General features: G+C 60.4%; 22 protein-coding genes and 1 pseudogene. 11 read left to right on the top strand and 12 right to left on the bottom strand.

Going from position 1 to position 23,911, the window contains the following annotated elements; translation table 11 throughout:
* Positions 1–92: 92 nt before the first annotated feature.
* On the bottom strand, positions 93–1,658 hold the full coding sequence (locus AC1DVE_RS06255; protein ID WP_477783839.1) for an aldehyde dehydrogenase (NADP(+)): 1,566 nt from the start codon (positions 1,656–1,658) through the stop codon (positions 93–95).
* Positions 1,658–2,290, bottom strand: a complete 633-nt coding sequence (locus AC1DVE_RS06250) for a cysteine hydrolase family protein (RefSeq protein WP_223458183.1) — start codon at positions 2,288–2,290, stop codon at positions 1,658–1,660. The genes AC1DVE_RS06255 and AC1DVE_RS06250 overlap by 1 nt, the downstream gene beginning before the upstream one ends.
* 99 nt (positions 2,291–2,389) lie before the next feature.
* Here AC1DVE_RS06250 and AC1DVE_RS06245 point away from each other — a divergent pair, with 99 nt between their 5' ends.
* Positions 2,390–2,905: a winged helix-turn-helix transcriptional regulator gene (locus AC1DVE_RS06245; RefSeq protein ID WP_223534765.1), complete on the top strand. Its 516-nt coding sequence runs from the start codon at positions 2,390–2,392 to the stop codon at positions 2,903–2,905.
* A gap of 183 nt (positions 2,906–3,088) precedes the next feature.
* Complete coding sequence (locus AC1DVE_RS06240; RefSeq protein ID WP_223458179.1) at positions 3,089–3,541, top strand: cupin domain-containing protein; 453 nt, start codon at positions 3,089–3,091, stop codon at positions 3,539–3,541.
* A gap of 7 nt (positions 3,542–3,548) precedes the next feature.
* Here the strand turns inward: AC1DVE_RS06240 and AC1DVE_RS06235 are convergent, their stop codons facing one another.
* Entirely contained in the window at positions 3,549–4,436 is an 888-nt protein-coding gene (locus AC1DVE_RS06235) for a LysR family transcriptional regulator (protein ID WP_223533456.1), read from the bottom strand.
* A 279-nt stretch (positions 4,437–4,715) separates the two neighbouring features.
* On the opposite strand from AC1DVE_RS06235, the gene AC1DVE_RS06230 reads away from it, so the two are divergent.
* The 6 genes from AC1DVE_RS06230 (at position 4,716) to AC1DVE_RS06205 (ending at position 11,716) form a co-directional block, all read left to right on the top strand.
* The gene (locus AC1DVE_RS06230) at positions 4,716–6,134 is read left to right on the top strand and encodes an MFS transporter (RefSeq protein WP_411741639.1); all 1,419 of its coding nucleotides are present in this window, start codon (positions 4,716–4,718) and stop codon (positions 6,132–6,134) included.
* Between the two features lie 157 nt (positions 6,135–6,291).
* Entirely contained in the window at positions 6,292–8,295 is a 2,004-nt protein-coding gene (locus AC1DVE_RS06225; protein WP_317848689.1) for an aminotransferase class I/II-fold pyridoxal phosphate-dependent enzyme, read from the top strand.
* Positions 8,296–8,322: 27 nt separating this feature from the next.
* Positions 8,323–9,105, top strand: a complete 783-nt coding sequence (locus AC1DVE_RS06220; RefSeq protein ID WP_223455631.1) for a transporter substrate-binding domain-containing protein — start codon at positions 8,323–8,325, stop codon at positions 9,103–9,105.
* 176 nt (positions 9,106–9,281) lie between these two features.
* A complete protein-coding gene (locus AC1DVE_RS06215; protein ID WP_223533167.1) occupies positions 9,282–9,995 on the top strand; it encodes an ABC transporter permease in 714 nt (237 codons plus the stop codon).
* Between the two features lie 18 nt (positions 9,996–10,013).
* The gene (locus tag AC1DVE_RS06210) at positions 10,014–10,712 is read left to right on the top strand and encodes an ABC transporter permease (RefSeq protein WP_223533165.1); all 699 of its coding nucleotides are present in this window, start codon (positions 10,014–10,016) and stop codon (positions 10,710–10,712) included.
* Entirely contained in the window at positions 10,712–11,716 is a 1,005-nt protein-coding gene (locus AC1DVE_RS06205; protein WP_477783838.1) for a DMT family transporter, read from the top strand. Before AC1DVE_RS06210 ends, AC1DVE_RS06205 begins: the two co-directional genes overlap by 1 nt.
* Here AC1DVE_RS06205 and AC1DVE_RS06200 read toward each other — a convergent pair.
* Positions 11,672–12,157 (bottom strand): annotated as a pseudogene (locus AC1DVE_RS06200) (TetR family transcriptional regulator C-terminal domain-containing protein); the annotation flags it as partial. The gene AC1DVE_RS06205 and the pseudogene AC1DVE_RS06200 sit on opposite strands and share 45 nt — an antisense overlap.
* 170 nt (positions 12,158–12,327) lie before the next feature.
* Here AC1DVE_RS06200 and AC1DVE_RS06195 point away from each other — a divergent pair.
* Entirely contained in the window at positions 12,328–13,344 is a 1,017-nt protein-coding gene (locus tag AC1DVE_RS06195) for a M14 family metallopeptidase (RefSeq protein ID WP_223455635.1), read from the top strand.
* 19 nt (positions 13,345–13,363) lie between these two features.
* Here the strand turns inward: AC1DVE_RS06195 and AC1DVE_RS06190 are convergent, their stop codons facing one another.
* Together AC1DVE_RS06190 and AC1DVE_RS06185 are read right to left on the bottom strand one after the other, a co-directional pair.
* Positions 13,364–14,629, bottom strand: coding sequence for an epoxide hydrolase family protein (locus tag AC1DVE_RS06190; RefSeq protein WP_223455636.1), 1,266 nt, complete (start codon positions 14,627–14,629; stop codon positions 13,364–13,366).
* 409 nt (positions 14,630–15,038) lie between these two features.
* Positions 15,039–15,398, bottom strand: a complete 360-nt coding sequence (locus AC1DVE_RS06185) for a DUF6124 family protein (protein WP_223455637.1) — start codon at positions 15,396–15,398, stop codon at positions 15,039–15,041.
* A 578-nt stretch (positions 15,399–15,976) separates the two neighbouring features.
* On the opposite strand from AC1DVE_RS06185, the gene AC1DVE_RS06180 reads away from it, so the two are divergent.
* A complete protein-coding gene (locus tag AC1DVE_RS06180) occupies positions 15,977–16,435 on the top strand; it encodes an HvfA family oxazolone/thioamide-modified RiPP metallophore (RefSeq protein ID WP_223533158.1) in 459 nt (152 codons plus the stop codon).
* Between the two features lie 280 nt (positions 16,436–16,715).
* On the opposite strand, the gene AC1DVE_RS06175 is transcribed toward AC1DVE_RS06180, so the two are convergent.
* The 4 genes from AC1DVE_RS06175 to AC1DVE_RS06160 all read right to left on the bottom strand — a co-directional run bounded on the left by AC1DVE_RS06175 (position 16,716) and on the right by AC1DVE_RS06160 (position 19,525).
* On the bottom strand, positions 16,716–17,687 hold the full coding sequence (locus AC1DVE_RS06175) for a threo-3-hydroxy-L-aspartate ammonia-lyase (RefSeq protein ID WP_046038582.1): 972 nt from the start codon (positions 17,685–17,687) through the stop codon (positions 16,716–16,718).
* Positions 17,688–17,740: 53 nt separating this feature from the next.
* A complete protein-coding gene (locus tag AC1DVE_RS06170) occupies positions 17,741–18,100 on the bottom strand; it encodes a RidA family protein (RefSeq protein WP_223455686.1) in 360 nt (119 codons plus the stop codon).
* A 719-nt stretch (positions 18,101–18,819) separates the two neighbouring features.
* The gene (locus AC1DVE_RS06165; protein WP_263287298.1) at positions 18,820–18,954 is read right to left on the bottom strand and encodes a hypothetical protein; all 135 of its coding nucleotides are present in this window, start codon (positions 18,952–18,954) and stop codon (positions 18,820–18,822) included.
* Positions 18,955–19,258: 304 nt separating this feature from the next.
* Positions 19,259–19,525, bottom strand: coding sequence for a hypothetical protein (locus AC1DVE_RS06160; protein ID WP_223455639.1), 267 nt, complete (start codon positions 19,523–19,525; stop codon positions 19,259–19,261).
* Between the two features lie 377 nt (positions 19,526–19,902).
* On the opposite strand from AC1DVE_RS06160, the gene AC1DVE_RS06155 reads away from it, so the two are divergent.
* Positions 19,903–21,804, top strand: coding sequence for a potassium transporter Kup (locus AC1DVE_RS06155; protein ID WP_223455640.1), 1,902 nt, complete (start codon positions 19,903–19,905; stop codon positions 21,802–21,804).
* 272 nt (positions 21,805–22,076) lie between these two features.
* On the opposite strand, the gene AC1DVE_RS06150 is transcribed toward AC1DVE_RS06155, so the two are convergent.
* Positions 22,077–22,697, bottom strand: coding sequence for a tyrosine-type recombinase/integrase (locus tag AC1DVE_RS06150; RefSeq protein ID WP_223455641.1), 621 nt, complete (start codon positions 22,695–22,697; stop codon positions 22,077–22,079).
* Positions 22,698–22,860: 163 nt separating this feature from the next.
* Entirely contained in the window at positions 22,861–23,817 is a 957-nt protein-coding gene (speB, locus tag AC1DVE_RS06145; RefSeq protein WP_223455642.1) for an agmatinase, read from the bottom strand.
* Between the last annotated feature and the right edge of the window lie 94 nt (positions 23,818–23,911).

Raw genomic sequence — 23,911 nt, 5'->3', positions numbered from 1 at the left:
TGGACTGCGTAGCAGTCCCATTTTTGGGGCCGCTTCGCGCCCCAGCGGGAGCAAGCTCCCTCACCACAGAAAGAATGTTCGTCTTTTTTTCGTCAATGACCATCCACAACTCGCGGCAGCCCCAACGGATTACCCTCGCGCAGAGGCTCCGGCAGCAGGGCATCGGGAAAGCCCTGATAAGCCACCGGGCGCAGGAAGCGCTCGATGGCGGTCATGCCAACCGAAGTAAAACGACTGTCCGAAGTGGCCGGAAACGGCCCGCCATGCACGGTGGCAAAACACACTTCCTGTGGATGGGCGAAGGCGTTGACCACGATGCGCCCGGTGCGTCGCTCCAGGGTTGGCAGCAAGCGACGGGCCAGTGGCAAATCGTCCTGTTCCAGATGCAGGGTCGCGCTGAGTTGCCCCTTGAATGAACGCGCGACCCTCAACAGTTCCGCTTCATCCCTGACCTTCACCAGCAGCGCTGAAGGACCGAATACCTCCTGCGAAAGCAACGGCTCAGCGAGAAAACGTTGGCCATCGACCTCGAACAGCGCCGAGCGGCCATCGACCTCTGCGGTCGATGTCGAGCCAATGGCGACGAGTCGGGCGCCGGCGTTTTCCATTGTGCAGGGCCCGTTCAGGTACGCCCCATGGATGCCCGGTGTCAGCATCGTGCGTGCTGGTGCTTCGCTCACGCGTTTGCTCATGGCGTGGCGCAGTGCTTCAAACCCTGCACCTTCGACGGCAATCAGAATGGCCGGTTTGAGGCAGGCCTGCCCGACATTGACCAGCATGCGCTCGACAAAGCCATCGCCGATCTGCGCGCCGCGTTCGGCGAGTGCCCGGGGCAGGATGAAGGTCGGGTTGACGCTGGTCATTTCGGCGAAAACCGGAATTGGCTCGGGACGTAACTGCGCACGCCGATACAGCGCCATGCCGCCTTGTTCGGAACCGGTGAAGGTCACGGCCTTGATCAGCGGGTGATCGACCAGCGCTTCGCCGATGGCATTGCCGGAGCCACGTACCATCGAGAACACGCCTTCGGGCAATCCGCTGTCTTGCACCGCTTGGCGGATAGCACGGGCCTGGATTTCCGAGGCGCCGGGATGCGCGTTGTGCGCCTTGAGAATGACGGTCGAACCCGCCGCCAGCGCCGACGCGGTATCGCCGCCGGCCACCGAGTAGGCGATGGGGAAGTTGCTCGCGCCGAAGATCGCCACCGGGCCGATGGCGATTTTTTGCAGGCGATGGTCCATGCGCGGGCGTGGCTGGCGCTCCGGTTGTGCAGGATCAATAGCCAGTTGCAGGAAACGGCCCGTGCGCACCACATCGGCGAACTGGCGGAACTGGGTGGCGGCTTTGATTGCCTCGCCTTCCAGCTGCGCTTGCGGCAGCCCGGTTTCGAGGGCTGCCCGTGCGGCCAGCGCTTCGCGAACGCTGTCGAGGTTGTCGGCGATGCGTTCGAGAAACGCCGCACGCACGGCGAGCGGGGTATGGCTGTAGACATCGAACGCTTCATCGGCCAGGGTCGCGGCCCGGTCGACGTCGGCCACACCACCCAGTGCAAACGCCGGTTCAATCGGCTGGTTGATCGCGGGATTGAGCGCCTTCAGGGTGCCTTCGCTGGCGGCGACATCGCTGGCGCCGATCAGCAGTTTGCCGGTCAACTGCATCACTCACCTCCCTGTGCCAGCGCGGCAACCAGTTCGTCGGTGGTCAGGATGGCGTGAGCGAAGGTCGGACCGTTCAACTCATGGGCCGAATGCATCATCTCCGGCTTGAAGGCGGCGGTCGCATCCCGTACCAGGGTGACGTGATAGCCGAGTTCCTGAGCGTAACGGGCGGTTGCCTCGATGCAGGTATTGGCCAGCAGGCCGACGATGATGACGTGGGTGATACCCTTTTGCTTGAGGCGGAAATCGAGGTCGGTATTGGCAAAACCGCTCGACCCCCAATGCTCCTGCACGACGATGTCGCCGTCCTTCGGCGCGAAGTCGGGGTGCCATTCGCCGCCCCATTCGCCCCGTGCGAAGTGATGCATGTGCATGACCTTGCACTGGGTGGGGCTTGGGTGATCCCAGTTTTCGTAGTCGCCTTTTTCCCAGCGGTGGTGCGGTACGATGACCACGGGGATGTTGAGCGCGCGAATGGTGCGATCAAGCGTACGCAGGTTGTCGAGCAGGCCGACTTGCTTGGCAATGGGCTCGATCAAGGGGTAGATCTTTCCGCCATCCGACAGAAAGTCGTTGTAGGGGTCGACCAGCAGATAGGCAGTCCGGTCAAGAGGGTAGGTGACGTTGGGCATGACGGTTCTCCGCAAGACAATCTGTGGATGATGAAGTGTAGTTGCTCAGGATTTACGTTAATATGATAATCATAGTAACTAGGAAAGAGGCAATACCGCATGTCGGTGAAAACAACCGTTTCTGAAACCCTGTGTCCGATTTCCCGGGCCGAAGCCGTCGTGGGCGACCGCTGGACGGTGCTGGTGCTGCGCGAATTGTTCATGGGCAGCCATCGCTTTGACGACATCCAGGCGCAGACCGGCGGTACGCCGCAAATGGTCGCGGCGCGCCTGAAGAGCATGGAGACCGACGGGCTTGTAGAGCGCCGCGCTTATAGCGAACGGCCAAAACGCTACGAATATCACCTCACGGAAAAAGGCGACGCGTTCTACTCGGTGGTCCTGGCGCTGCGGGCCTGGGGCGAAACATGGTGCAAATCCCCCGAGGAAGGCCTGGCGGTGGTGTATACCCACCGCAATTGTGGCGAGCCTGCCGGGCTCGGACCGCTTTGCGCCCATTGCGGGCTGCCCTTGCACCGCGCAGACCTGATCAGTGAACCGAGTGCCGCCTATGTCGCCGAACGCAGCGCCCGGCGCGAAGCGTTCAAGGGCAGTCGCGGGGCGGCGGGGGAATAAGACCAACGACGTGCCCGCCGCTGGGGGTTTGTATCCGCAGGTATCCGCAACGCCCGCCGTTACCCGGGCATACAAAACCGCCGTTTCCCGACACCCGGGCGATACACGGCGGCCTCCAAATGGAACCACCGGCATCGCGCCACTTTCGACGCGGCCTGGCGTGGTTCAACTGGAGGAAAGACAATGTTGCGTATCCACCCTCGTCACACCATCGGCAAGCTTGGTCTGGTTCTGGCCGCCGCAGGTCTCGCCACCGTAGCGAGCCTCTCTCAAGCCCAGGAAACACAGCCGGCCCCGGCAATGAAAAGCTGGCAGCAGGGCCTGCATCGCACCGACCTGGTACGCGAAGACCTGGGCGCCGCGGATCGCGAAGTCCTTCAGGTGCTCGTGGACTTCGATAAGGGCGTGACGTCGCCCAAACATGCTCACCCGGGTGTAGAGGTGGCGCACGTGATCAGCGGCACCTTCGAGTATCAACTGGAAGGGCGGGCACCGGTGACGCTCAAGGCCGGTGACTCGTTGTACATCCCCGAAGGCGTCGCCCATGTGGCGAAGAACGTGGGCCAGGGCAAGGCATCGGAACTGGCAACGTACATCGTGAAAAAAGGCGAATCGCTGCTGATCCTGAAGGAGTAGGCGAGGGTCATTGCCGGCTGCAAACCTCCCACACACAACCGCGCAGCCAGCGATGCGCCGGGTCGGCGTCCATGCGCGGGTGCCACAGCATCGAAACCGTGATCGGCGGCGTGGGGAAGGGCAGGGCAAAGCAATGCATCCCCTGGCACAGGTTGCCGACGTGCCGCTGCGGTACGCTGGCGACCAGGTCTGAAGCCCGTGCCAATGCAATTGCCGAAGAGAAACCGGCGACAATGGTGGCAATGTCCCGCCTCAGTCCCAGTTCATTCAAGGCGTCGTCCATGACGCCTTTTTCGTGACCCCGGCGCGAGACCAGGATGTGCCGGGCGTCTGCATAACGCCCGGGTGTCATCTCACCTCGAACCAGTGGATGGCCCTTGCGCACGACGCCAATGAACCTGTCGCGAAACAGCATCCGGGTCCGCACTTCCGGGCTGGTGGATTCGCCGATCACACCGGTTTCCAGATCCACCGCGCCTTCGCGCAGCAGGGTGCTGTCCTTGTTCAGCTTCTGCACGAAATTCAGGCGGACACCGGGCGCCTCCTGGTGGATACGGGCGATCAGTGGCGGTCCGAAATTTTCCACGAAGCCATCGCTGGTGCGCAGGGTGAAAGTGCGTACCAGTTGATCGAGGTCGAGTGCCTCGGCGGGGCGCAGGACGGCTTCGGCGTCCTGCACCAGCGCGCCGACCCGTTCACGCAGCTCCAGCGCCCGAGGCGTGGGAACCAGTCCGCGACCTGCCCGCACCAAAAGTGGATCGCCCGTGGTTTCGCGCAACCGCGCCAGCGCCCGGCTCATGGCCGACGGGCTCAGGCGCAAACGCTGCGCGGCGCGGGCCACGCTGCCTTCTTCGAGCAACACGTTCAGGGTGATCAGCAGATTCAGATCGGGCATCGAATCAATTCCTGTGGGAGCGAGCCCTGTGGCGAGGGGGCTTGTCGGAACGCCGCACCGCCCCGTTTGAGTGCGTAGCACTCACAAGATCTTTGGTGCATCAGAGATTTTGGGGCTGCTTCGCAACCCAACGGGGCGGTGCGGCGTTCCGACAAGCCCCCTCGCCACAGGCTCGCTCCCACACTGTTTTGTGAGTGGGGTGGCGTTATATGCACGCATAAAGTGCAAATGCTGCGTCTTCCGCCATGTTATGGCCAGGCTTAGGCTCGGGACAACTATTTGCGGAGTCGCGAGAAAATGAAGTCCATATCGATTCAGGGCGCCTTGGCCAGCCTGTCGTTATCCATGCTGCTGTCGTCCCTGGGCACCAGCATTGCCAACGTGGGTTTACCGACACTGGCCGAGGCGTTTTCAGCGTCGTTCCAGGCCGTGCAGTGGGTGGTGCTCGCCTACTTGCTGAGCATCACCGCGCTGATTGTCAGCGTCGGCCGGCTCGGCGACCTTCTGGGGCGGCGGCGATTGCTGCTGATCGGCATTGCGGTGTTCACCGTCGCCTCGCTGCTCTGTGCCCTGGCGCCCAATCTGTGGCTGCTGATTGGCGCCCGGGCCTTACAGGGTGTCGGCGCGGCCACCATGATGGCGCTGACCATGGCGCTGGTGAGCGGGGCGGTGCCCAAGGAAAAAATGGGCAGCGCGATGGGCATGCTCGGCACGATGTCGGCGATTGGCACCTCACTGGGGCCGACGCTTGGCGGCGTGTTGATTGTCCAAGTGGGCTGGCAGGGGATTTTTCTGCTGAACCTACCCTTGGGTGTCTTGGCGATCGGACTGGCCTGGCGCTTTTTGCCGGAGGATCGCCACGAGAAGGCGTCCACTCGACCCGATTTCGACGCGCTTGGCACCCTGGTATTGGTCCTGACCCTGTTGGCTTACGCACTGGCAATGACCCTTGGACGCGGCAGCTTCGGCCCGCTCAATACGGCGCTGCTGCTGGTCGCGATAATCGGCTTGATGGTGTTCGTGTTCGTCGAGCAAACCGCCGCGTCGCCGCTGGTCAAACTGGCGTTGTTGCGCAATCCGCTGCTCAGCGCAGGGTTCGCCATGAGCAGCCTGGTGACCACGGTGCTCATGGCCACCCTGGTGGTCGGGCCGTTCTATCTGTCGGCTGCGATGGGTTTGAGCGCGGTGAGTGTCGGGCTGGTGATGTCGGCCGGACCGCTGGTGGCGGCATTTGCCGGCGTACCCGCCGGGCGGCTGGTCGACCGATGGGGCGCACAACGTTCGAGCACGGTCGGGCTGATTGCCATGTTGACCGGCGCTTGCATCCTTCCCGCCGTGCCGATGAGCGTCGGCGTACTCGGCTACCTCGCGCCGCTGGTGGTCCTCACGGCCGGTTATGCGCTGTTCCAGGCGGCGAACAATACCGCCGTGATGGCGGATATTGCGCCGGACCAACGTGGCGTGATGTCCGGTTTGCTCGGTCTGTCTCGCAACTTGGGGCTGATCACGGGCGCCTCAGTCATGGGTGCTGTGTTCGCCTTCGGTACGGCCAGCGACGATATTTTGCAGGCGCAACCTGAGGCCATCGCGCAGGGGATGCGGTTGACGTTTGCGGTTGCTGCGGGGCTGATTCTCGTGGCTCTGGTGCTGGGAGCAATTAGCAAAATCGTTTCACGTCGCTTGATCGCGCCGTGCTGAAAAACGGCGCGACTGTCGTGAAAACGACCTGTTTGCGCTGAACGCGAAGCCTCGCGAGTTTTCTATTGAACGAGTGTTCAGTCTGGACTATGTTGGGGGCCACCTTCCCCCGGCTGGTTGCGGGCTTGCGTTTCTTCAATTCGAACGAGGCACTGGCATGCGGTTTTCACCCTTTGTTGAACGGATCAGTGGCCAAGGCGTTGCCGCCTGGGATATCCACTACGCGGCCAGCGCGGCACAGCGCAAAGGCGAGGACGTGATCATCCTCAGCGTCGGCGACCCGGATTTCCCCACCCCCGATTTCATCACCGATGCCGCCATCCACGCCTTGCATGAAGGGGATACCCACTACACCGAGATCGCCGGCCGCCAGGCTTTGCGCGAGGCCATTGCTGGCCGCTACAGCCAACTGATCGACCGCGAACTGCAGGCGTCGAACGTCATTCTCACGGCTGGTGCGCAGAACGCCTTGTTCGCCACCTCGATGTGCCTGCTCGGTGCCGGTGACGAAGTGATTGCCTTCGATCCGATGTACGTGACCTACGAAGCGACGCTCAAGGCGTCCGGCGCCACACTGGTGCGGGTGCCCTGTGCGGCGGACTCGGGTTTCCGCCTCGATGCCGCCGTGTTGGCCAAGGCCATTACCCCGCGCACCCGGGCGATTTTCTTCTCCAACCCGAACAACCCCACCGGTGTGGTGCTGGGTCGCGAAGAGCTGCAAGCCATCGCCGACCTCGCCATCGCCCATGACCTGTGGGTGGTGGTGGACGAGGTCTACGAGAGCCTCGCCTACGAGCGTGAACACCAAAGCCTGGCGGCGTTGCCGGGCATGGCCGAGCGCTGCGTGGTGATCGGCAGCCTGTCCAAATCCCATGCCATGACCGGTTGGCGCATCGGCTGGGTCGTGGCCAATGAAGTGCTGGTCAACCATGTCGAAACCCTGGTGCTGAGCATGCTGTACGGCTTGCCCGGGTTTGTCATGGAAGCGGCGCTCAAGGCCGTGCAGTCCCATGACGAAGTCACCCACGGTATGCGCGAGATCTATCGTCGGCGCCGCGATCTGGTGGTGTCCGGCCTGGCGGATTGCCCGGGCATCAGCGTGCTCAACCCCGATGCCGGCATGTTCGTGCTGGTGGACGTGCGCGGCACCGGCCTGACCTCGCTGGAATTTGCCTGGCGCCTGCTGCGCGAAGCCGGTGTCTCGGTGCTGGATGCGGCGGCATTCGGTGAACCGGCCCAGGGGTTTGTGCGGCTGTCGTTCACCCTGAGTGACGAGCGCCTGGCCCAGGCCTGCCAGCGTATTCGCGGCTTTGTCCAGGTACTCAACGGTGAAGCGCCGCGGCCGGTGATCGGCACGGTGACCAGCACCGCGACCGTCGAACCGGTCGCAGCCAAGACCATGATCGAGGTCGATGGCCTGCACAAACGCTTCGGCAATATCGAAGTGCTCAAGGGCGTTTCCCTGACTGCCCGCGAGGGCGACGTGATCTCCCTGATCGGTGCCAGCGGCTCGGGCAAAAGTACCTTGCTGCGCTGCATCAACATGCTCGAAGTGCCGGACCAGGGACGCATCCTGGTCGATGGCGAAAGCATTCACCTTAACCAGAATCGCCCCGGCGCTCCGCTGGTGTCGGACGCCAAACAGCTTGTGCGCATAAGGTCCAGCCTGGGCATGGTATTCCAGAACTTCAACCTCTGGCCCCATCGCACGGTGCTGGAAAACCTCATCGAAGCGCCGACCCAGGTCCTGCGTGAAAGCCGTGCGGAGGCCACAGAACGGGCCGAAGCCCTGCTCGAACGCGTCGGGCTGGCGGCCAAGCGCAACGAGTACCCGGCGTTTCTCTCCGGGGGACAGCAACAACGGGTGGCCATCGCCCGGGCCCTGGCCATGCGACCCAAGGTCATGCTGTTCGATGAACCCACCTCGGCACTCGACCCGGAACTGGTCGGGGAAGTGCTGCGGGTGATCCGCTCCCTCGCCGAAGAAGGCCGGACCATGATCCTGGTGACCCATGAAATGGCTTTCGCACGCGATGTCTCTTCCAAAGTCGCCTTTTTGCATCAAGGGCTGATCGAGGAAACCGGTTCGCCGGACGAAGTGTTCGTACACCCACGCAGCGAGCGTTGCCGACAATTCGTCAACGCTCATCAGACTCGCTAACTCATCATAAAAAGACGGGAAAACAACATGGGAAATCGACGTTTTGCAAACTGGTTGACCGGTGCGGCCTGCGTAATGCTGGCCGGCATGAGTGCGGCGCAAGCGCAGCCGATCAGGTTCGCGGTGGCAGCGGAACCCTATCCGCCGTACACCGAAAAGCAGGCCAATGGTGAGTGGAAGGGCTTCGAAGTCGACCTGATCCACAAACTGTGCAGCGAAATGAAAGCCGATTGCGAGATCAAGGAAGTGGCGTGGGACGGCATCATTCCGTCGCTGCTGGCGAAGAAGATCGACGTGATCTTTTCCTCGATGTCGGTGACCGAGGAACGGGAAAAACAGATCGCCTTCAGCAAGGCCTACTACGACTCGGTGATTGCCGTCGTCGGTCCGAAAGAGGCGGCGGTGAAGAAGTACCCGGATGACCTCAAGGGCAAGATCATCGGCGTGCAGAACTCGACCGTGAGCGCCAGCTACCTGAAGACCTACTACGAAAAAATTGCCGACGTTAAATACTACGACACCCAGGACTCGGCCAACGCCGACCTGATTGCCGGGCGCATCGACCTGATGATGGCCGACGGCACCGCCATGGCCGCGTTCATCAAGACCCCGGATGCCAAGGACCTGGCCTACCTCGGCACCGTGCCGTATGACCCGATCTTCGGCAAAGGCGTGGGGGCCGGCCTGCGCAAGGACGACACCGAACTCAAGGCCAAACTCGACAAGGCCATCCAGGAATTGTTGGCGAGCAAGGACTACGACGAGCTGTCCCAGAGCTACTTCGGCACCAGCGTGAAGCCTGCGTTCTGACCTGAACACAATACCTGTGGGCAAATGCAAAACCTGTAGGAGCGAGCTTGCTCGCGATGGACGCAAGTGCGCCGCGGTTCTTCTGAGTGACCGCGTCATCGTTAACGTTTTTCGCGAGCAAGCTCGCTCCTACAGGACTGCTGCTGGTGCTTGATGTGCGCCAACTGGAGAGTGATATGCCGGCAATGTTCGATCTGATCAATTTCACCGAACAAGGATGGGGCAGTGCGCTGTTGAAGGGGCTCTGGATGACCCTGCAGATTTCCGCCGGGGCCTTTGTACTCGGGCTGGCCATCGGGCTGGTGGTGGCGTGCCTCAAGCTTGGCGCGCCGAAGCCGATTGCAGCGCTGATGCGCGGCTACACCACGTTGTTCCGGGCGGTTCCGGAATTGCTGCTGATTCTGTTGCTGTACTACGTCGGCTCCATGCTCCTCAACTCGCTGATGACCCAGCTCGGCTACGGCGTGGTCAATGTCAGCGGTCCGCTGGCGGCCATCGTGGTGCTGGGGCTGGTACAGGGCGCCTACGCCTCGGAGATTTTTCGCGCGGCGATCCAGGCGATTCCCTTCGGTCAGATCGAAGCGGGCAAGGCATTCGGCCTCAACGGTTTCGGCCTGTTCCGCCGGGTCACGCTGCCGATCATGGCGCCTTACGCCATGGCCGGGATGGCCAACCTGTGGATCAACCTGATCAAGGACAGTGCGCTGATCAGCGTGGTCGGCACCAATGAACTGCTGTACACCGCCAAGCAAGGCGCGGGGTCGACGCGCCACTATCTGTTGTTCTACCTCACGGCTGCCGCGTTGTATTACGCGGTGACCTTGGCGTCGAACTATCTTTCGGGACGGTTGGAGCGACGCATTCGTCGCTGGATGCCTCTTGTTGACTGAACCGGCAGAGAGAATGAAATGATTCCAGCGTGGATAGTTGAATACGCGGCACTGTTGGGCCGGGGGCTGCAAACCACCCTCGCAATCCTGTTGATCGCAAGTGTGTTCGGTTTTGTCCTGGCGGTGTTGGTGGCGCTGGCGCGGATCTCGAAAAACAAGGTGATCGCCAAGGTCAGCCTGTTCTACACCAGCGTCACCCGCGGGACGCCGTTGCTGATCCAGATCTACATTTTCTACTACGGCCTGGGCAGCCTGTTTGCCCAGTTCCCGCTGATTCGCGGCAGTTTCCTCTGGCCGTACCTGCGCGACGGTTACTGGTACATCGTGTTCGCCCTGGTGGTGTCGGTGGGGGCCTATGTCGGCGAAGTGATTCGCGGTGGCCTGCTGGCCGTGCCCAAGGGTGAAATGGAAGCGGCCTCGGCCTTCGGCATGACCGCGCGCCAGTCCTTGCTGCGGGTACGCTTGCCCCGGGCGATGCGCCTGTTGCTGCCGACCCTGGCCGGGGAAACCGTGATGCTGCTCAAGTCCACGGCGCTGGCCTCGACCATCGCCGTGATCGATCTGCTCGGCGCCGCCAACGTGGTCCGCGCACAGACCCTGCAGGTGTACGAACCCTTGTTGCTGGTGGCCGGGGTGTATGTCTGCCTGACCTTCCTGATCGAAGCGCTGTTTGCCTTTGCCGAGCGACGCGGGACGCCCGTGCGCAGGTCGGCCTGATGAGTTCGCCACGGGTTGACCGGTCGTTGCAGGGCATTGGCCTGTGCACGTTGGGTTACGCATTCCTGTCGTTGCAGGATGCGGTCATCAAGTGGCTGGTGGCCGACTATTCGGTGGTCACCATTCTGTTCTGGCGCGCCGCCGTGGTGGTCGTGGCAGTGCTGCTGGCGGGGCGCCTGCGCCTGATCCAGCGGGCCTGGCGCTCGCCGAGCCGGCGCCTGCTGGTGGTGCGCGGCTTGCTGTCGATTGTCGCCTGGGTGCTGTACTACACGGCGGCCCGGGACCTGACCCTGGCCGAGATGACCACCCTGTATTTTTCCGCGCCGATCATGGTCACGGTGCTGGCGGCGGTGATTCTCAAGGAGCGCGCCAGCGGCTGGCAGTGGTTCAGCCTGATCATCGGTTTTGTCGGGGTGGTCATCGCCTGTCGCCCCGACAACATGAGCGATCCGTTGCCGATCGTCCTGACCCTGCTGGCGGCGATGTGCTGGGCGTTCACCTACATCCAGTTGCGCCAGGTGGATGACCGGACCTCAGTGCTGGAGCAGATGCTGATCACCAACGTGGTGTTCGTGGTTTGCATGGCGGTTGCCCTGCCGTGGACCTACACGCCAGCGCCGACGCCCGCCTGGCTGGGCATGCTCGGCGCCGGCCTGGTGGGCGGCATTGGCCAGTTCCTGTTGTTCGCCAGTTTCCGCCGCGCCACCGCGACCTTGCTCGCGCCGTTCGAATACACCGGGCTGATCTGGGCGTTTGCCTTGTCGAGCCTGGTCTGGGGCACGCTGATGGACATGTCGCTGATGATCGGCGCCGGGCTGATCGCGGTCAGCGGCACCCTGGCGATGATCTTCGGCCGGCATCCGTCACAGGACGTCGTCGGTGCTGAATGCTCCGTGACGCAGCCCCTTTATCCAGCAGCGGCAGATGTGGAGTCCGTTGGCGGCGCTGAAGGTCTCGGGGTTCAGGCACCACTCGAGCCAGAGACCGTCGAGCATCGCCGATAAGCCGATGGCGGCCAGGCGCGTGTCGTGAATCACGAAGCCTTCGCTGGCGGCCAGCCCGTCGAGCAACTGGCGGATCAGGTCGAGGTAGGCGCGGTAGCTTTTTTCGTGGGACTGGCTGACGTGTTCGGAGTGACGGATCAGGCTCCAGAACACCACCCACACGCCGAGCAGTTTCGGGTCCATGACCCTGGGCGAGAACGAGCCTTCGAGGAAGGCATCGATCTTTTGCGCGGGTGTCTCGGCCTGCTCGATTTCCTGGAGCAGGGCGGTGGTCAGTTCGCTGGCGAGCCGCTGGTAGGTGTCGGCGATCAGTGCCTCGATGCTGCCGAAGTGATGGTTGAGCAACCCCACGGAGACTCCGGCTTCGGTGGCGATGCGTCGCACGGAAATCCCGGCGTGACCGTCGCGACCCAGGCAGCGCAGGGTGGCGGCCACCAGCATTTCGCGACGGTCATCGGGTTCGGCGCGGCGGTTTTTCGGGGCATCGGTTGTCACAAGGCTGTCCTTGGGTGAGGTTCCACGATGCCGAGCTTAGTTGAACGCCTGTTCAATCACCAGCCTCGGCAGCAGCGATACAACGTTTTCAACGCTCATGACGGGAGGGAAAGCCAATGCCGCAGGATATTTCGTTCAGTGTTCGCAACAACAACGGCGATGCCGTGCGGGTCGGTGCCTGGCGCTATGCCGGCGACGGCAGCGGGCCAAACGTACACCTGCAAGCCGGCGTACATGCCGATGAAATCGCCGGGATGCTGGTCCTGCACCTGCTGATGCAACGGCTGCAAATCGTCGAAACCCAAGGCCGGCTCAAGGGCAACCTGACCGTGGTGCCACAGGCCAATCCACTGGGCATCGGGCAGTTTCGCCAGGGGCGGATTCTCGGCCGCTATCACGACGCTACCGGGCATAACTTCAATCGCTCGTTCGACCAGTCGGCGGCCATGGAACGACCTTCGACCTGTGTTCAGCAATGGCAAAAAAAACTGGTGCAACTGGCCGCCCCGGCCGATGTGATGCTCGACCTGCACACCGATGACGAGGCCTTGCCGTACCTCTACGTACACCGCAGTTTCTGGCCCCGTGGCCGCGAACTGGCGGCGGCGATGAAGATGGACGTGGCGATCATCTGGGATGACGGCGGCGATGGCTCTTTCGAGGAAACCATCATTGCCCCGTGGATACGCGACGGAGTCACTGCAGGGCGCATGGCTGCGACCCTGGAGCTGCGCGGGCAGGGCGATGTCAGCGACCGCTTTGCCGAGTCCGATGCCGAAGGGCTGTACAACTGGCTGTGCGGTTGCGGCGTCATCGATGAGTCAGTGGCGCCCGCTGACTGGCCCGTCGAAGCCGTGGAAATGGGCCACATGGAAACCATCATCGCCCCGCAACCCGGCGTGCTGATCTTCGAAAAAGAGCTGGGGGATTTCGTCGAGGAAGGCCAGCGCTTTGCACGAATCCTCGGGCGGCCGGGTGATCCGTCTTCCGAAGTGGTGCTGCATGCCGAACAAGCGGGGCGGCTGGTGACGCGCTATCGCGATCGCCTGATACCCCAAGGCATGGGGGTAGCGAAATTCACCGGCAGCCGGGTGTCACGCAACTGGAGCGGCGGGTTGCTGGACCCCAATTGATAGAAAGCGGCCCTGTGATTCAGCGCAGCGGCCGAAACGCCGTGCGCAGTTCCTCGGTAAAGAGCTCCGGCTGCTCCCAGGCTGCGAAGTGGCCGCCCTTGGCCGCCTGATGGAAGTAGATCAGGTTGCGATAGGCGCGTCGGGCCCAGCTCTCCGGCGGGAAATAGACATCATCAGGAAATACCGTAACGGCTACCGGCAGTGTGATGTCGCCGGTCTTTTGTGCCGCAGAAAAAAGCGGGCTGCGACCCTTGTTTTCCCAATAGAACCGACTCGCCGAGGCGCCGCTGTTCGTCAACCAGTACAAGGTGATGTCGTCCAGCACTTCATCCTTGCCTGGCGATTGCTGTGGGTCGGCGCCATAAGTCCACTTGGCAAATCCCGGGTGACCGAGCATGAACGCCGCGAGAAATGCCGGAGAGTCCGTCACGCCGTAGCCAATCATTTGCGGCCGCGCGGCCATCATCGCGCTGTAGGCCAGGTTGCCCTGTTTAATGGATGCGGCCAGCGCGTCGTAGGTCGCGCGTTCTTGCTCGGAAAACCCCGCAGGCGCGGGACCGCCGGCAGCGAGTGCGGCAGTCGCCTCGGGCGGGACCGTCGCCGGCAGGTTGAGGTGAATGCCCAGCAAACCGGGCACGGACTGGCGCGCCATGGCGCTCGTGATGGGGCCGCCCCAGTCGCCACCCTGGGCGACGTAGCGGGAGTACCCCAGCCGCTGCATCAATTGCCCCCAGATCCGCGCCACATGGTCCGGGTCCCATCCAGGTTCAGTCGGTTTGCCGGAGAAGCCGTAGCCAGGAATCGACGGGATCACCACGTCGAATGCATCCGCGCTATTGCCCCCGTGAGCGGCCGGATCGGTGAGCGGGCCGACCACCTTGATGAACTCCAGTACCGAGCCTGGCCAACCGTGGGTCAGGATCATCGGTAAAGCATTCGGCTGCGGCGAGCGCACCCAGATGAAATGGATAGCGACCCCATCGAGGGTGGTCGTGTACTGAGGCAAGGCATTGAGCTGCGCCTGGGCCTTGTGCCAGTCATAGTTCGTGCCCCAGTAGCGAACCAGCTCCTGCAGTTTCGCCAGCTGTGCACCTTGTGATCGATCGCCCACCGTCTCCTTGTCTGGCCAGCGCGTTGCCGCGATGCGGTTACGCAGGTCAGTGAGCTGTTGATCCTGGATATCGACGTGGAAGGGCACAACGGCGTCGGCGGCGGGAGCGGCGCTCACGAGGGGTGAGTTGCACAGTGCGAGGGTCATTAGCAGGACGACGAAAGCGGATTTCATCTTCATTTCCTCGCTGGGAGGTATGCCTTCGCCCGTACCCGGAGCGCATGGGCGAAGGCCGATGCTGCTCCTGAGACTGATCCCGTTCGACGGGACGCGCAAGAAGGTTTCGCGGACGACGGCACCGGGGCGACCATTGGCCGAGCGCCCAATCCTTGTAGGAGTGAGCCAGCTCGCGATAGCAATAGCCCAGCCAACATCAAAACCAGAACAAATATACAAACCCTGTGGCGAGGGGGCTTGCCCCCGTTGGGCAGCGAAGCGGCCCCCGCTTTTCTTCAGTCCAATCGTGCAGGCATGTTTTGCGACGGCTTCGCCGCCGAACGGGGTGGTGCGGCATTCCGACAAGCCCCCTCGCCACAGGCAAGTGTCCTGGCCACAGGGTCAGCGTTAGCCACAGATTCAGTGATTATTCGGGCGGGTCGATTTGGTCCAGCACCCGGTTCGCCGTGATCTCCGCCAACATCACACTGTTGGAAATCCCCAGCAGGGCATTGCGCGACCCTCCGTCCAGATGATCCACCAACTGGTGCACCATCACATCGACCGAGGCCAGCGTCTCGACCAGATACACCATCAGCGTTTCGGTACCGACCTCGGGGTCGACGGTAAACAAAGTGCTGGGTGTACGTGGAGTGGCTTTGATGTCGGCGGTAGATGGGAAGTGGAAGGCGAGCGCGCGTTCGGCGGCCTCGTTGAGCTTGTTTGAATCGGGTTCATACGGGGATGTCGGATCGGTGTCCGGCGGATTGGGGGTGACTTTGAACATATGCTTGCTTCTCTGATTGGGTGCCAACCCTCTTGCTGCTAAACGAGAAGGAGGCAGCTGTGCGCAGGTTAGCAGACCGGGGAAGCTAGCAAAGCCGGCGCGCCCGAAGGCGCCCTGCGCACAGCCACCATCAAATGCAGGCATGGGAATACCTGACTGACAGGAGCTTGTGCACCTTGCTTACAACCCCGGGCTGCTAAACCCGACCACTGATGGGCAGTGGCGCGGAAACGATAGAGACCAGAGGCGAGGCGCACAAGCCGGCGGATTCTGGCGTAACCGTAGGCAACGACGCAAGGTGTTGTGGCTTTCAGGAAATACCCTACAACCTTTTTAAACAGGCGCTCTTGCGGACATGAGCAACTGACTACCGGCTTTCGTGTATCGCTCTGTATCAGGGCGCGGCATCCGCATACAGCCATACAAAACCAGCGCTTTGCGGATACAGCCCGGATACACCACCGGGGCCAAATAGACCTGCCAAAGCGAGATGCACAACGCAGCTCGCAACAAGGTTTATCAACCCTTGTGGCACGACCAATAACGGTCAAGCCACGCAAATGATCCGGAGTATCAACATGTCTCGTATCCAGTCGAACAAAACCCGTATTGGCCTGATCGCTGTTGCACTGGTCGGCGGTATCAACTTCGCGTCCTCGGCGTTTTCGGCCGAAGCCTTGCCGCAGGGCTATCAACTGGCTTCCGCGGAGAAAACCAGCGAAGGCAAGTGTGGCGAAGGCAAGTGCGGTGCCGAAGCCAGCGCGCAAAAGACCCAGGCCGAGGGCAAATGCGGTGAAGGCAAGTGCGGCGATGCGTCTTTCGCACGCACCGATGCCGATCATGACGGCCGTGTGTCGCTCAAGGAACTGCTGGCCGTGGCGCCCAAGGGCACTGAGGAATTCAAGGCGATGGACACCAACGGTGATGGTTTCCTGTCCGAGGGTGAGGTGTACAAGTTCCGTACCAACCAGTACATTTCCAACGGCAAGAAAGTACCGACGGAGCTGTTCACCAAGTTGAGCCAGGCTAAAGACTGATCAGCCGCAAACAAAAAACCCTTCCTGCGTTGACGCGCAGGAAGGGTTTTTGCGTGGAAAGTACTGGTTTGGTCGTCAAGCGCGAAATTGCACTCCACTTGACCACCGATTGCATCGGATTTAACCAGCAGGCTTTGTAACCATGACCGGCAGAGAACGGCTAGAAGCGGTCACTCAAACCTATGCGCATCGATTGCAGCGGTCGCTAAAAGAAGCCACAGATCGCACAGGATCTCTTCGGGTCCGCCCCGAAGAGATCGACTAGCGTCAGCGCTAAAAATTACGCCAGCAACCGGGCATACCGATCTAAGTCAATATTACCTCCGCTCACGATCACACCGACGCGTTTACCCTCCAGCACCTTGCCCATCTCACGTACAGCGGCCAACCCCAGGCATCCGGTAGGCTCCACGACCATCTTCATGCGCTCGGCAAAAAAACGCATACCCTCGACCAGCTGTACGTCTGTGACAGTCAGGATGTCATCAACGTCGCGGCAAATGATTGGAAATGTATAGTGCCCCAGATGCTGGGTCTGGGCGCCGTCGGCCAAGGTATCTGGTGTGTCGATATGTACAATTTCTCCCCTGCGAAACGACTGTTGACCGTCATTCCCCGCCTGCGGCTCTACACCGTAAAGTTTGCAGTCAGGCGACAGTGCACGGGTTGCCAAGGCACCGCCCGCCAACAGTCCGCCGCCACCGAGGCAAACGAACAGTGCGTCCAGCGGGCCGGTCTCTTGCAATAACTCCATGGTCGCCGTCCCTTGTCCAGCGATGACATCCGGGTGGTCATAGGATGGAATCAAGGTGTAACCATGCTCCTCAGCCAGTTTTCGACCAATGGCTTCGCGGTCCTCGCTGTAACGATCATAGAGCACCACACTGGCTCCGTATTCGCGTGTCGCTGCCATTTTCGAGGCCGGAGCGTCATGGGGCATCACGATGGTCGCGGGAATACCCAGGATACGTGCAGACAAGGCGATGCCCTGGGCGTGATTGCCGGAAGAAAACGCCACCACGCCGGCTTTACGCTGGCGCTCGTCGAAACGGGCCAATGCATTAAAAGCACCGCGGAACTTGAAAGCGCCCATGCGCTGATAGTTCTCGCACTTGAAGAACACCTCGGCACCCAGTTGTCCGTTCAACGTGCGTGAGGTCAGCACCGGGGTGCGATGAGCGTGGCCCTGGATACGTTCGGCGGCGTCAAGGACGTCTTGATAGGTAGGGAGCGTCAGTTGCGTCGTGGTCATAGGGGCCTCGCTTTTGATATGAAAATTTTCAGAAGTGTGCGCAATTAATACGCTCAGGCAGTCGCCGCAAGTGCAATGGCTTCCACCTCGACGGCTGAGCCAAAATGCAATTGAGACACTCCTGCAACGGCTCGGGCGGGCCGGTGATCACCTAACCATTGCTCGTAGAGACGATTGAAAGCTGGCCATTGATCAATGTCGGTGACATAGACGCGTACTTGCACCAGGCTGTCTTTGCCCACGCCCGCCCGAGTCAGACAATGCTCAAGATTGGCCAGGACCTGGCGGGTCTGTTCCTCGAAACTCTTGTCTGCCAACGCCTGCCCTTGGGCATTGACAGGCAACTGTCCCGAAATCATCACAAACCCGCCGACGATACAGAGGTGAGCATAGTGCCCCGCGGGAGGACTGATGGAGCTACTGTCAAATTATCAATATGTCCAAAAGCTGGACGTTATGTCTTGAAAAAAATCGCTTGCCGGGCGGGGGGACGGCTACGCGAGCGCGCCACGGGCTGACCGCTGGTATCCCGCATAGTTCGGCCCTGCTGGTCCGGGCGATAACCCTATGAGACCTCGATTTCGATTGTCAGCTTGGGGATAGCAGTCGACGACGAATGACTGTATATGGACTCCTCCTCGTTGCAAGCCCCTTTCGCTTTGGCGCCCGTGCCGACTGCACACGTATATTCGGCCTCTGATTTCAGCATCGATTCGATGCAGGGCCATGATGGGCTATTCGCGCGTCGGCTCCCAATTGCTTCTACGTGCTTTACGCACCTGGTCATTAGAGGGTTTTTCCGACGCCGGTTCGACCGGTTTGCCATTGTTCGGGTTGCTTCGCAATCGTGGTGTAGAGGTGCTTCTCCTTGGATAAATGGGTCAGGCCGCTGCCCGATCCGCTTGGTAATCAGTGCCGTTGCGTAGCATCGCCCAAGCTGGCACTCAAGATGCCGAGGTGAGGAGGAGTCCATCCCATTGCTTCGGGTCGGTTGCAGCCATTCCTGACAGGCAGAAATCGGCCAGGAGCAGACATTCATGATGGCCGGAATCAACTGCTGAAACAGACGCTGATCACGGTGGTCGACCGCCAGTGCGGCCTTGCTAAGGGATTGGTTTTCAGCCTTTTAAGGTCATTTCGGGTTGCCGGTGATCTTGTCTTTGGTGTTGAGCCATTCCTGGCGGGCTTCGAGGTACTTGTTGTCCGCACGCTTTTTGAGTTCCGAGAACTCACGAAGCGTCTGAGCCGAAATAGGTCGCTCACTCAAGAGCACATAGGCTGCTTCGCTGAGCCGATCGGCTTCAACGAAGAGCTGATTACTGAGATTGATTGATTCAGGCCAAGAAGAGTTTTGCGCTTTTTTGAAGTTATCGGGGTCATAGCGGCATTTCCTTCTGGCTGGCCCCGAACGCGGAAATGCTCTCCTGGCATTCCTTCAAGTCAAGCGCCGAGCACGAAAAAACGCTCGGAGTGTTGTCATCGTTCCTCGCCATAACGGCATATAGCAAATAAGTTTGGAGCAGTTTGAGCTGTTCTGCCGTTGGTGCTGACGGGGAAGGAAGCGATGCTGCTTAGCTCATACCCAAAGGATCGGGAGGCTTAATGGACGCTTGCTTGGACAAGACCATCTCCTCCAGTATCTCCCGGGCCAGTCTTGAAATTGAATCGGCTCCTCGGTAATCCGATCTGACTATGCCGGTGATCGCGAAATGATTTGAATCAGGCCCGCTCAAAACTGCCGAAAGAGTGCCATCTGGATGAAGGCTGCACTCAACCTGGTAGCTTGGAAGCCGTGCAGCCAAGACTGCTTCTATTTCTGCTTTAGTGAGCGTATCCATGCTGGCGATGATCCTGAAGGAGAGAACTGCTCTTGATCGTAGCCTATTCTGCCTCTGCAAATGATGGCGCTATGACGTCATTTGTGCCGGCTTCACAAATGCTTAAGCACCGCTCCTCGCCTCGTGAGTAAGTATCTCTGAGATTGATTTTTTACGTTTTTTTTACGGCAGATATTGTTCTCTGCAACGATACTGGTGGCCGCAATTGGCACACCTCGTACATACCCCGAAACACTTCGCCCCCATCGTTTTATCCTCGGCATTCCCTGGATACCTCAGGGCTGTTCGCGTAAGCACAAAACAGTCAGTTTTTTGCTTGTCGTAGCTCTGAAGGCAGCATACGGTTCTTCAATACCTCAACTTTCGAGTAACAATAAGTGAGCCCATCAGCTTCCGACGCAACCGAAAAGTCTCCGGCAAAAACATCAGCGGCGGGCCTGCTAGTAGCAGCTGTGGGGGTGGTATATGGAGACATCGGCACCAGCCCGCTGTACACCCTCAAAGAAGTATTCGCCGGGCACTACGGTGTGCAGGTCAACCAGGATGGTGTATTGGGCGTTCTCTCGCTGATCTTCTGGTCGCTGATCTGGGTGGTGTCGATCAAGTACGTGCTGTTTATCCTGCGTGCCGACAACCAGGGAGAGGGCGGCATCATGGCGCTAACCGCCCTGGCCCGACGTGCTGCCATGCCTTATCCACGCTTGAGAAGGACGCTGGTGCTACTCGGCTTGTTCGGGGCGGCGCTGTTTTATGGTGACAGCATGATCACCCCGGCGATCTCGGTGCTCTCCGCTGTGGAGGGGCTGGAGTTGGCTTTTGACGGGATCGAGCACTGGGTAGTGCCATTGTCCTTGATCGTCCTGGTGGCACTGTTCTTGATCCAGAAGCATGGCACGGCGCGAATCGGCACCCTGTTCGGCCCGGTGATGGTGCTCTGGTTTCTGGTGCTCGGTATTCTAGGGGTCTCTGGCATTCTGCAGCGCCCGGAAGTGCTACAGGCACTCAACCCCTATTGGAGTGTGCATTTCTTTTTCGTCCATCCGGGTATTGGATTGTCTATCCTCGGCGCGGTAGTGCTGGCGCTGACCGGCGCCGAGGCGTTGTATGCCGACATGGGGCACTTCGGCCGCAAGCCAATTGCCCGCGCCTGGTTTGCCTTGGTGTTGCCGGGGTTGGTGCTGAATTACTTTGGCCAAGGCGCGCTGCTTCTGGAAAATCCGGAGGCGGCGCGCAACCCGTTCTATCTTTTGGCGCCGAGTTGGGCGTTGTTGCCGATGGTCGCTCTCTCCACTCTAGCGACCATCATTGCCTCGCAGGCGGTGATTTCCGGGGCCTTCTCCCTGACTCTTCAGGCCATCCAGCTTGGCTATGTACCGCGCATGTATATTCAGCACACTTCCCACCACGAGCAGGGACAGATCTATATCGGTACGGTGAACTGGGCGCTGATGGTCGGCGTGGTGCTTCTGGTACTCGGTTTTGAATCCTCCAGCGCGCTGGCAGCCGCCTACGGCGTGGCGGTGACGGGAACTATGTTGATTACCACGCTATTGGCGTCGGCAGTGGCAATGCTGCTGTGGAGGGCACCGCGCTGGTTGGCCATCCCGATACTGCTTGGCTTCTTGCTGGTGGACAGCCTGTACTTCGCCGCCAATGTGCCGAAGATTGTGCAGGGAGGTGCCTTTCCGGTGATTGCGGGTATCGTCCTGTTTATTCTGATGACCACCTGGAAGCGTGGCCGCAAGATCATGGTCGAGCGACTGGACGAGAGTGCCTTGCCGCTGCCGCTGTTTATCGACAGCGTCCGCGTACAGCCGCCACATCGGGTACAAGGCACTGCGGTGTTTCTTATCGCGCGTGCAGACGCTGTTCCTCATGCACTATTGCACAACCTGCTGCACAACCAGGTATTGCACGAGCAAGTGGTATTGCTCACCGTGGTGGCGGAGGATAGCCCGCGGGTGGCTGAGGAGCGACGTTTCGAGGTGGAGGCGTACGGCGAGGGCTTCTTCCGGGTGACTCTGCACTTCGGTTTTATCGAGGAACCGGATGTGCCGGCCGCGCTCAAGCTTTGTCCCCTGAGCGAGCTGGATTTCAGCCCGATGCGCACTACCTATTTCCTTAGCCGCGAGACTGTGATTCCGACCAAGCGAATCGGCATGGCACGTTGGCGCGAGGGGCTGTTCGCCTTCCTACTAAGGAACGCCAACAGCAACTTGAAGTATTTCAATCTACCGCTGAATCGGGTGATCGAGCTCGGTACTCAGGTTGAGATGTAAAGTGTGCCTCACGCTTCAAGAAGTGCGCTCAACAACGGAGGCAGATGCGGAAATCTTGAAGTGCTATCAACACGACATGGACTGCAATTCCTAGTTGCACATAACAGATCAAACATAACTACTCATTTGCTATCGCTCCGCCCACCGGCTGCTTTTGGCCCAGAGTGTGTAAAAACGCCTCCGCGAACCCTTCTGGGCCGGTTACTGCCTGTCTCGACCGGCAGCTATGGGTCGGATAGCGACGGTCAAGCATCGACCGTCACTATGGATAGTCAGACTTCCGTTTGTTCCGCCATTTCCAGGGCATCATCGACCTCGATTCCCAGGTATCTGACAGTGCTTTCAAGCTTCGTATGACCAAGCAGGAGTTGAACTGCTCTCAGGTTCTTCGTCCTACGATAGATCAACGAAGCCTTGGTTCTCCTTAGCGTGTGGGTTCCGTACATAGTTGGATCAAGGCCAATGGTTGTCACCCACGCTTTGACTATTCGAGCGTATTGCCTGGTGGAAAGATGGTCCGAGGCGTGCAACCGGCTCGGGAACAAGAAGTTCTCGCTGCGGAGACGCGCCTGGTGCATCCAAGCCTCCAGAACTGTTCGAGTTTGCTCAGTGATTTCAAATTGCACTGGGTGATGAGTTTTTTGCTGCATCACGATGGCCCGTGACGACACATGCTCCCCATGGGCGATGTCTCGAACTCGCAACTTGGTTAAGTCACAGGCACGCAGCTTGCTATCAATGGCCGAGTTGAAAAGCGCCAAATCACGCGTCTTCTCAGCAAGCTGAAGTCTTACGCGGATAGCCCAGATATCTCTGACTCGAAGCGGAGCTTTCTGCCCGACAAGCTTTCCCTTGTTCCAAGGCTGATAGCGGTATCTAGCAATAGTATTCATGGCTCGTCCTCCACGTTGAGGGGAGGACAAGGGTGGATCAGTCACAATGGCTGGTGGTCGCTATCCGACCCTAAAGCGGCCGGTGGGGACAGGCAGAAACCGGCTAGTTGCTGTCATTAGAGCAACTGGTCGAAAAATGTCTGTAGCTGTCCAGACCACTGGTTTACAGCTTATGCCGCGCGGCATACAGGCAGATCATCTCCATCGCCAACGCGGCCCCGGCAAGCGCAGTAATCTCGGCGTGGTCATAGGGCGGTGCTACCTCCACCACGTCCATGCCGATCAGGTTGATACCGCGCAGACCTCGCAGAATCACCAAGGCCTGATGGCTCGATAGTCCACCGCAGACCGGCGTCCCCGTGCCTGGGGCAAATGCCGGGTCGAGGCAGTCGATATCGAAGGTGAGATAGACCGGATGGTCGCCAACGCGCGCCCGGATAATCTCCGCCAGTTCCTTGGTAGAGCGATCATGCACTTCACTGGCATTCAGCACCTGAAAGCCCATGACGTCGTCATTGGTCGTGCGCTGGCCAATCTGGATGGACCGTGCAGGATCAACCAGCCCTTCGCGGACGGCGTGATAGAACATCGAGCCGTGGTCGATACGCTTGTCCTCGCCGTCGGACTCCAGGTCATGGTGCGCATCGAAATGGATCAACGACAACGGACCATACTTGGCCGCGTGAGCTTGCAGCAGCGGATAGCTGATGAAGTGATCGCCGCCCAGGGTCAGCATCGCAGTACCCGCTGCCAGGATCCGCTCGGCATGGGCCCTGATCGCCGCTGGGGTCTGCTCCGGGGTGCCGTAATCGAAATAGCAATCGCCATAATCGACACAAGCCAGCAGATCGAACGGGTCAAATTCCCAAGGCCAGTGGCGCGCCCAGGCGGACTGTACCGATGCCTCGCGGATGGCCCGTGGTCCGAAGCGGCTGCCCGGTCGATTGCTGGTCGCGGTATCGAACGGAATGCCGCTGATGGCGATATCCACGCCACGCAAATCGCGGGTGTAGCGACGCCGCATAAAACTGGTGATACCACCGTAGGTCGGTTCACCCTCGGTGCCATACAGGCTGTCACGTGTCATCGCCTGATCGATTATTGAATTGTCATTTAGCATGGGATTCTCAATGCGGGTTACTGAAGCTGACCCAGACAGGTGCACGCTCACGCAGTGCTCGCTGGGGCAAAGGTTGGTTTCTGTTGCTCGGGCT

Source organism: Pseudomonas sp. P4_B4 (genome assembly GCF_056402255.1).
Note: the sequence above shows the minus strand (reverse complement) of the source record. Positions and strands in the feature narration are given on the sequence as shown.

Bases quoted from the DNA above. Each gene is read 5' to 3' on its own strand.
- AC1DVE_RS06255 (WP_477783839.1), bottom strand. From the start codon at position 1,658: ATGCAGTTGACCGGCAAACTGCTGATCGGCGCCAGCGATGTCGCCGCC.
- AC1DVE_RS06250 (WP_223458183.1), bottom strand. From the start codon at position 2,290: ATGCCCAACGTCACCTACCCTCTTGACCGGACTGCCTATCTGCTGGTC.
- AC1DVE_RS06245 (WP_223534765.1), top strand. From the start codon at position 2,390: ATGTCGGTGAAAACAACCGTTTCTGAAACCCTGTGTCCGATTTCCCGG.
- AC1DVE_RS06240 (WP_223458179.1), top strand. From the start codon at position 3,089: ATGTTGCGTATCCACCCTCGTCACACCATCGGCAAGCTTGGTCTGGTT.
- AC1DVE_RS06235 (WP_223533456.1), bottom strand. From the start codon at position 4,436: ATGCCCGATCTGAATCTGCTGATCACCCTGAACGTGTTGCTCGAAGAA.
- AC1DVE_RS06225 (WP_317848689.1), top strand. From the start codon at position 6,292: ATGCGGTTTTCACCCTTTGTTGAACGGATCAGTGGCCAAGGCGTTGCC.
- AC1DVE_RS06220 (WP_223455631.1), top strand. From the start codon at position 8,323: ATGGGAAATCGACGTTTTGCAAACTGGTTGACCGGTGCGGCCTGCGTA.
- AC1DVE_RS06215 (WP_223533167.1), top strand. From the start codon at position 9,282: ATGCCGGCAATGTTCGATCTGATCAATTTCACCGAACAAGGATGGGGC.
- AC1DVE_RS06210 (WP_223533165.1), top strand. From the start codon at position 10,014: ATGATTCCAGCGTGGATAGTTGAATACGCGGCACTGTTGGGCCGGGGG.
- AC1DVE_RS06205 (WP_477783838.1), top strand. From the start codon at position 10,712: ATGAGTTCGCCACGGGTTGACCGGTCGTTGCAGGGCATTGGCCTGTGC.
- AC1DVE_RS06195 (WP_223455635.1), top strand. From the start codon at position 12,328: ATGCCGCAGGATATTTCGTTCAGTGTTCGCAACAACAACGGCGATGCC.
- AC1DVE_RS06190 (WP_223455636.1), bottom strand. From the start codon at position 14,629: ATGAAATCCGCTTTCGTCGTCCTGCTAATGACCCTCGCACTGTGCAAC.
- AC1DVE_RS06185 (WP_223455637.1), bottom strand. From the start codon at position 15,398: ATGTTCAAAGTCACCCCCAATCCGCCGGACACCGATCCGACATCCCCG.
- AC1DVE_RS06180 (WP_223533158.1), top strand. From the start codon at position 15,977: ATGTCTCGTATCCAGTCGAACAAAACCCGTATTGGCCTGATCGCTGTT.
- AC1DVE_RS06175 (WP_046038582.1), bottom strand. From the start codon at position 17,687: ATGACCACGACGCAACTGACGCTCCCTACCTATCAAGACGTCCTTGAC.
- AC1DVE_RS06160 (WP_223455639.1), bottom strand. From the start codon at position 19,525: ATGGATACGCTCACTAAAGCAGAAATAGAAGCAGTCTTGGCTGCACGG.
- AC1DVE_RS06150 (WP_223455641.1), bottom strand. From the start codon at position 22,697: ATGAATACTATTGCTAGATACCGCTATCAGCCTTGGAACAAGGGAAAG.
- speB (WP_223455642.1), bottom strand. From the start codon at position 23,817: ATGCTAAATGACAATTCAATAATCGATCAGGCGATGACACGTGACAGC.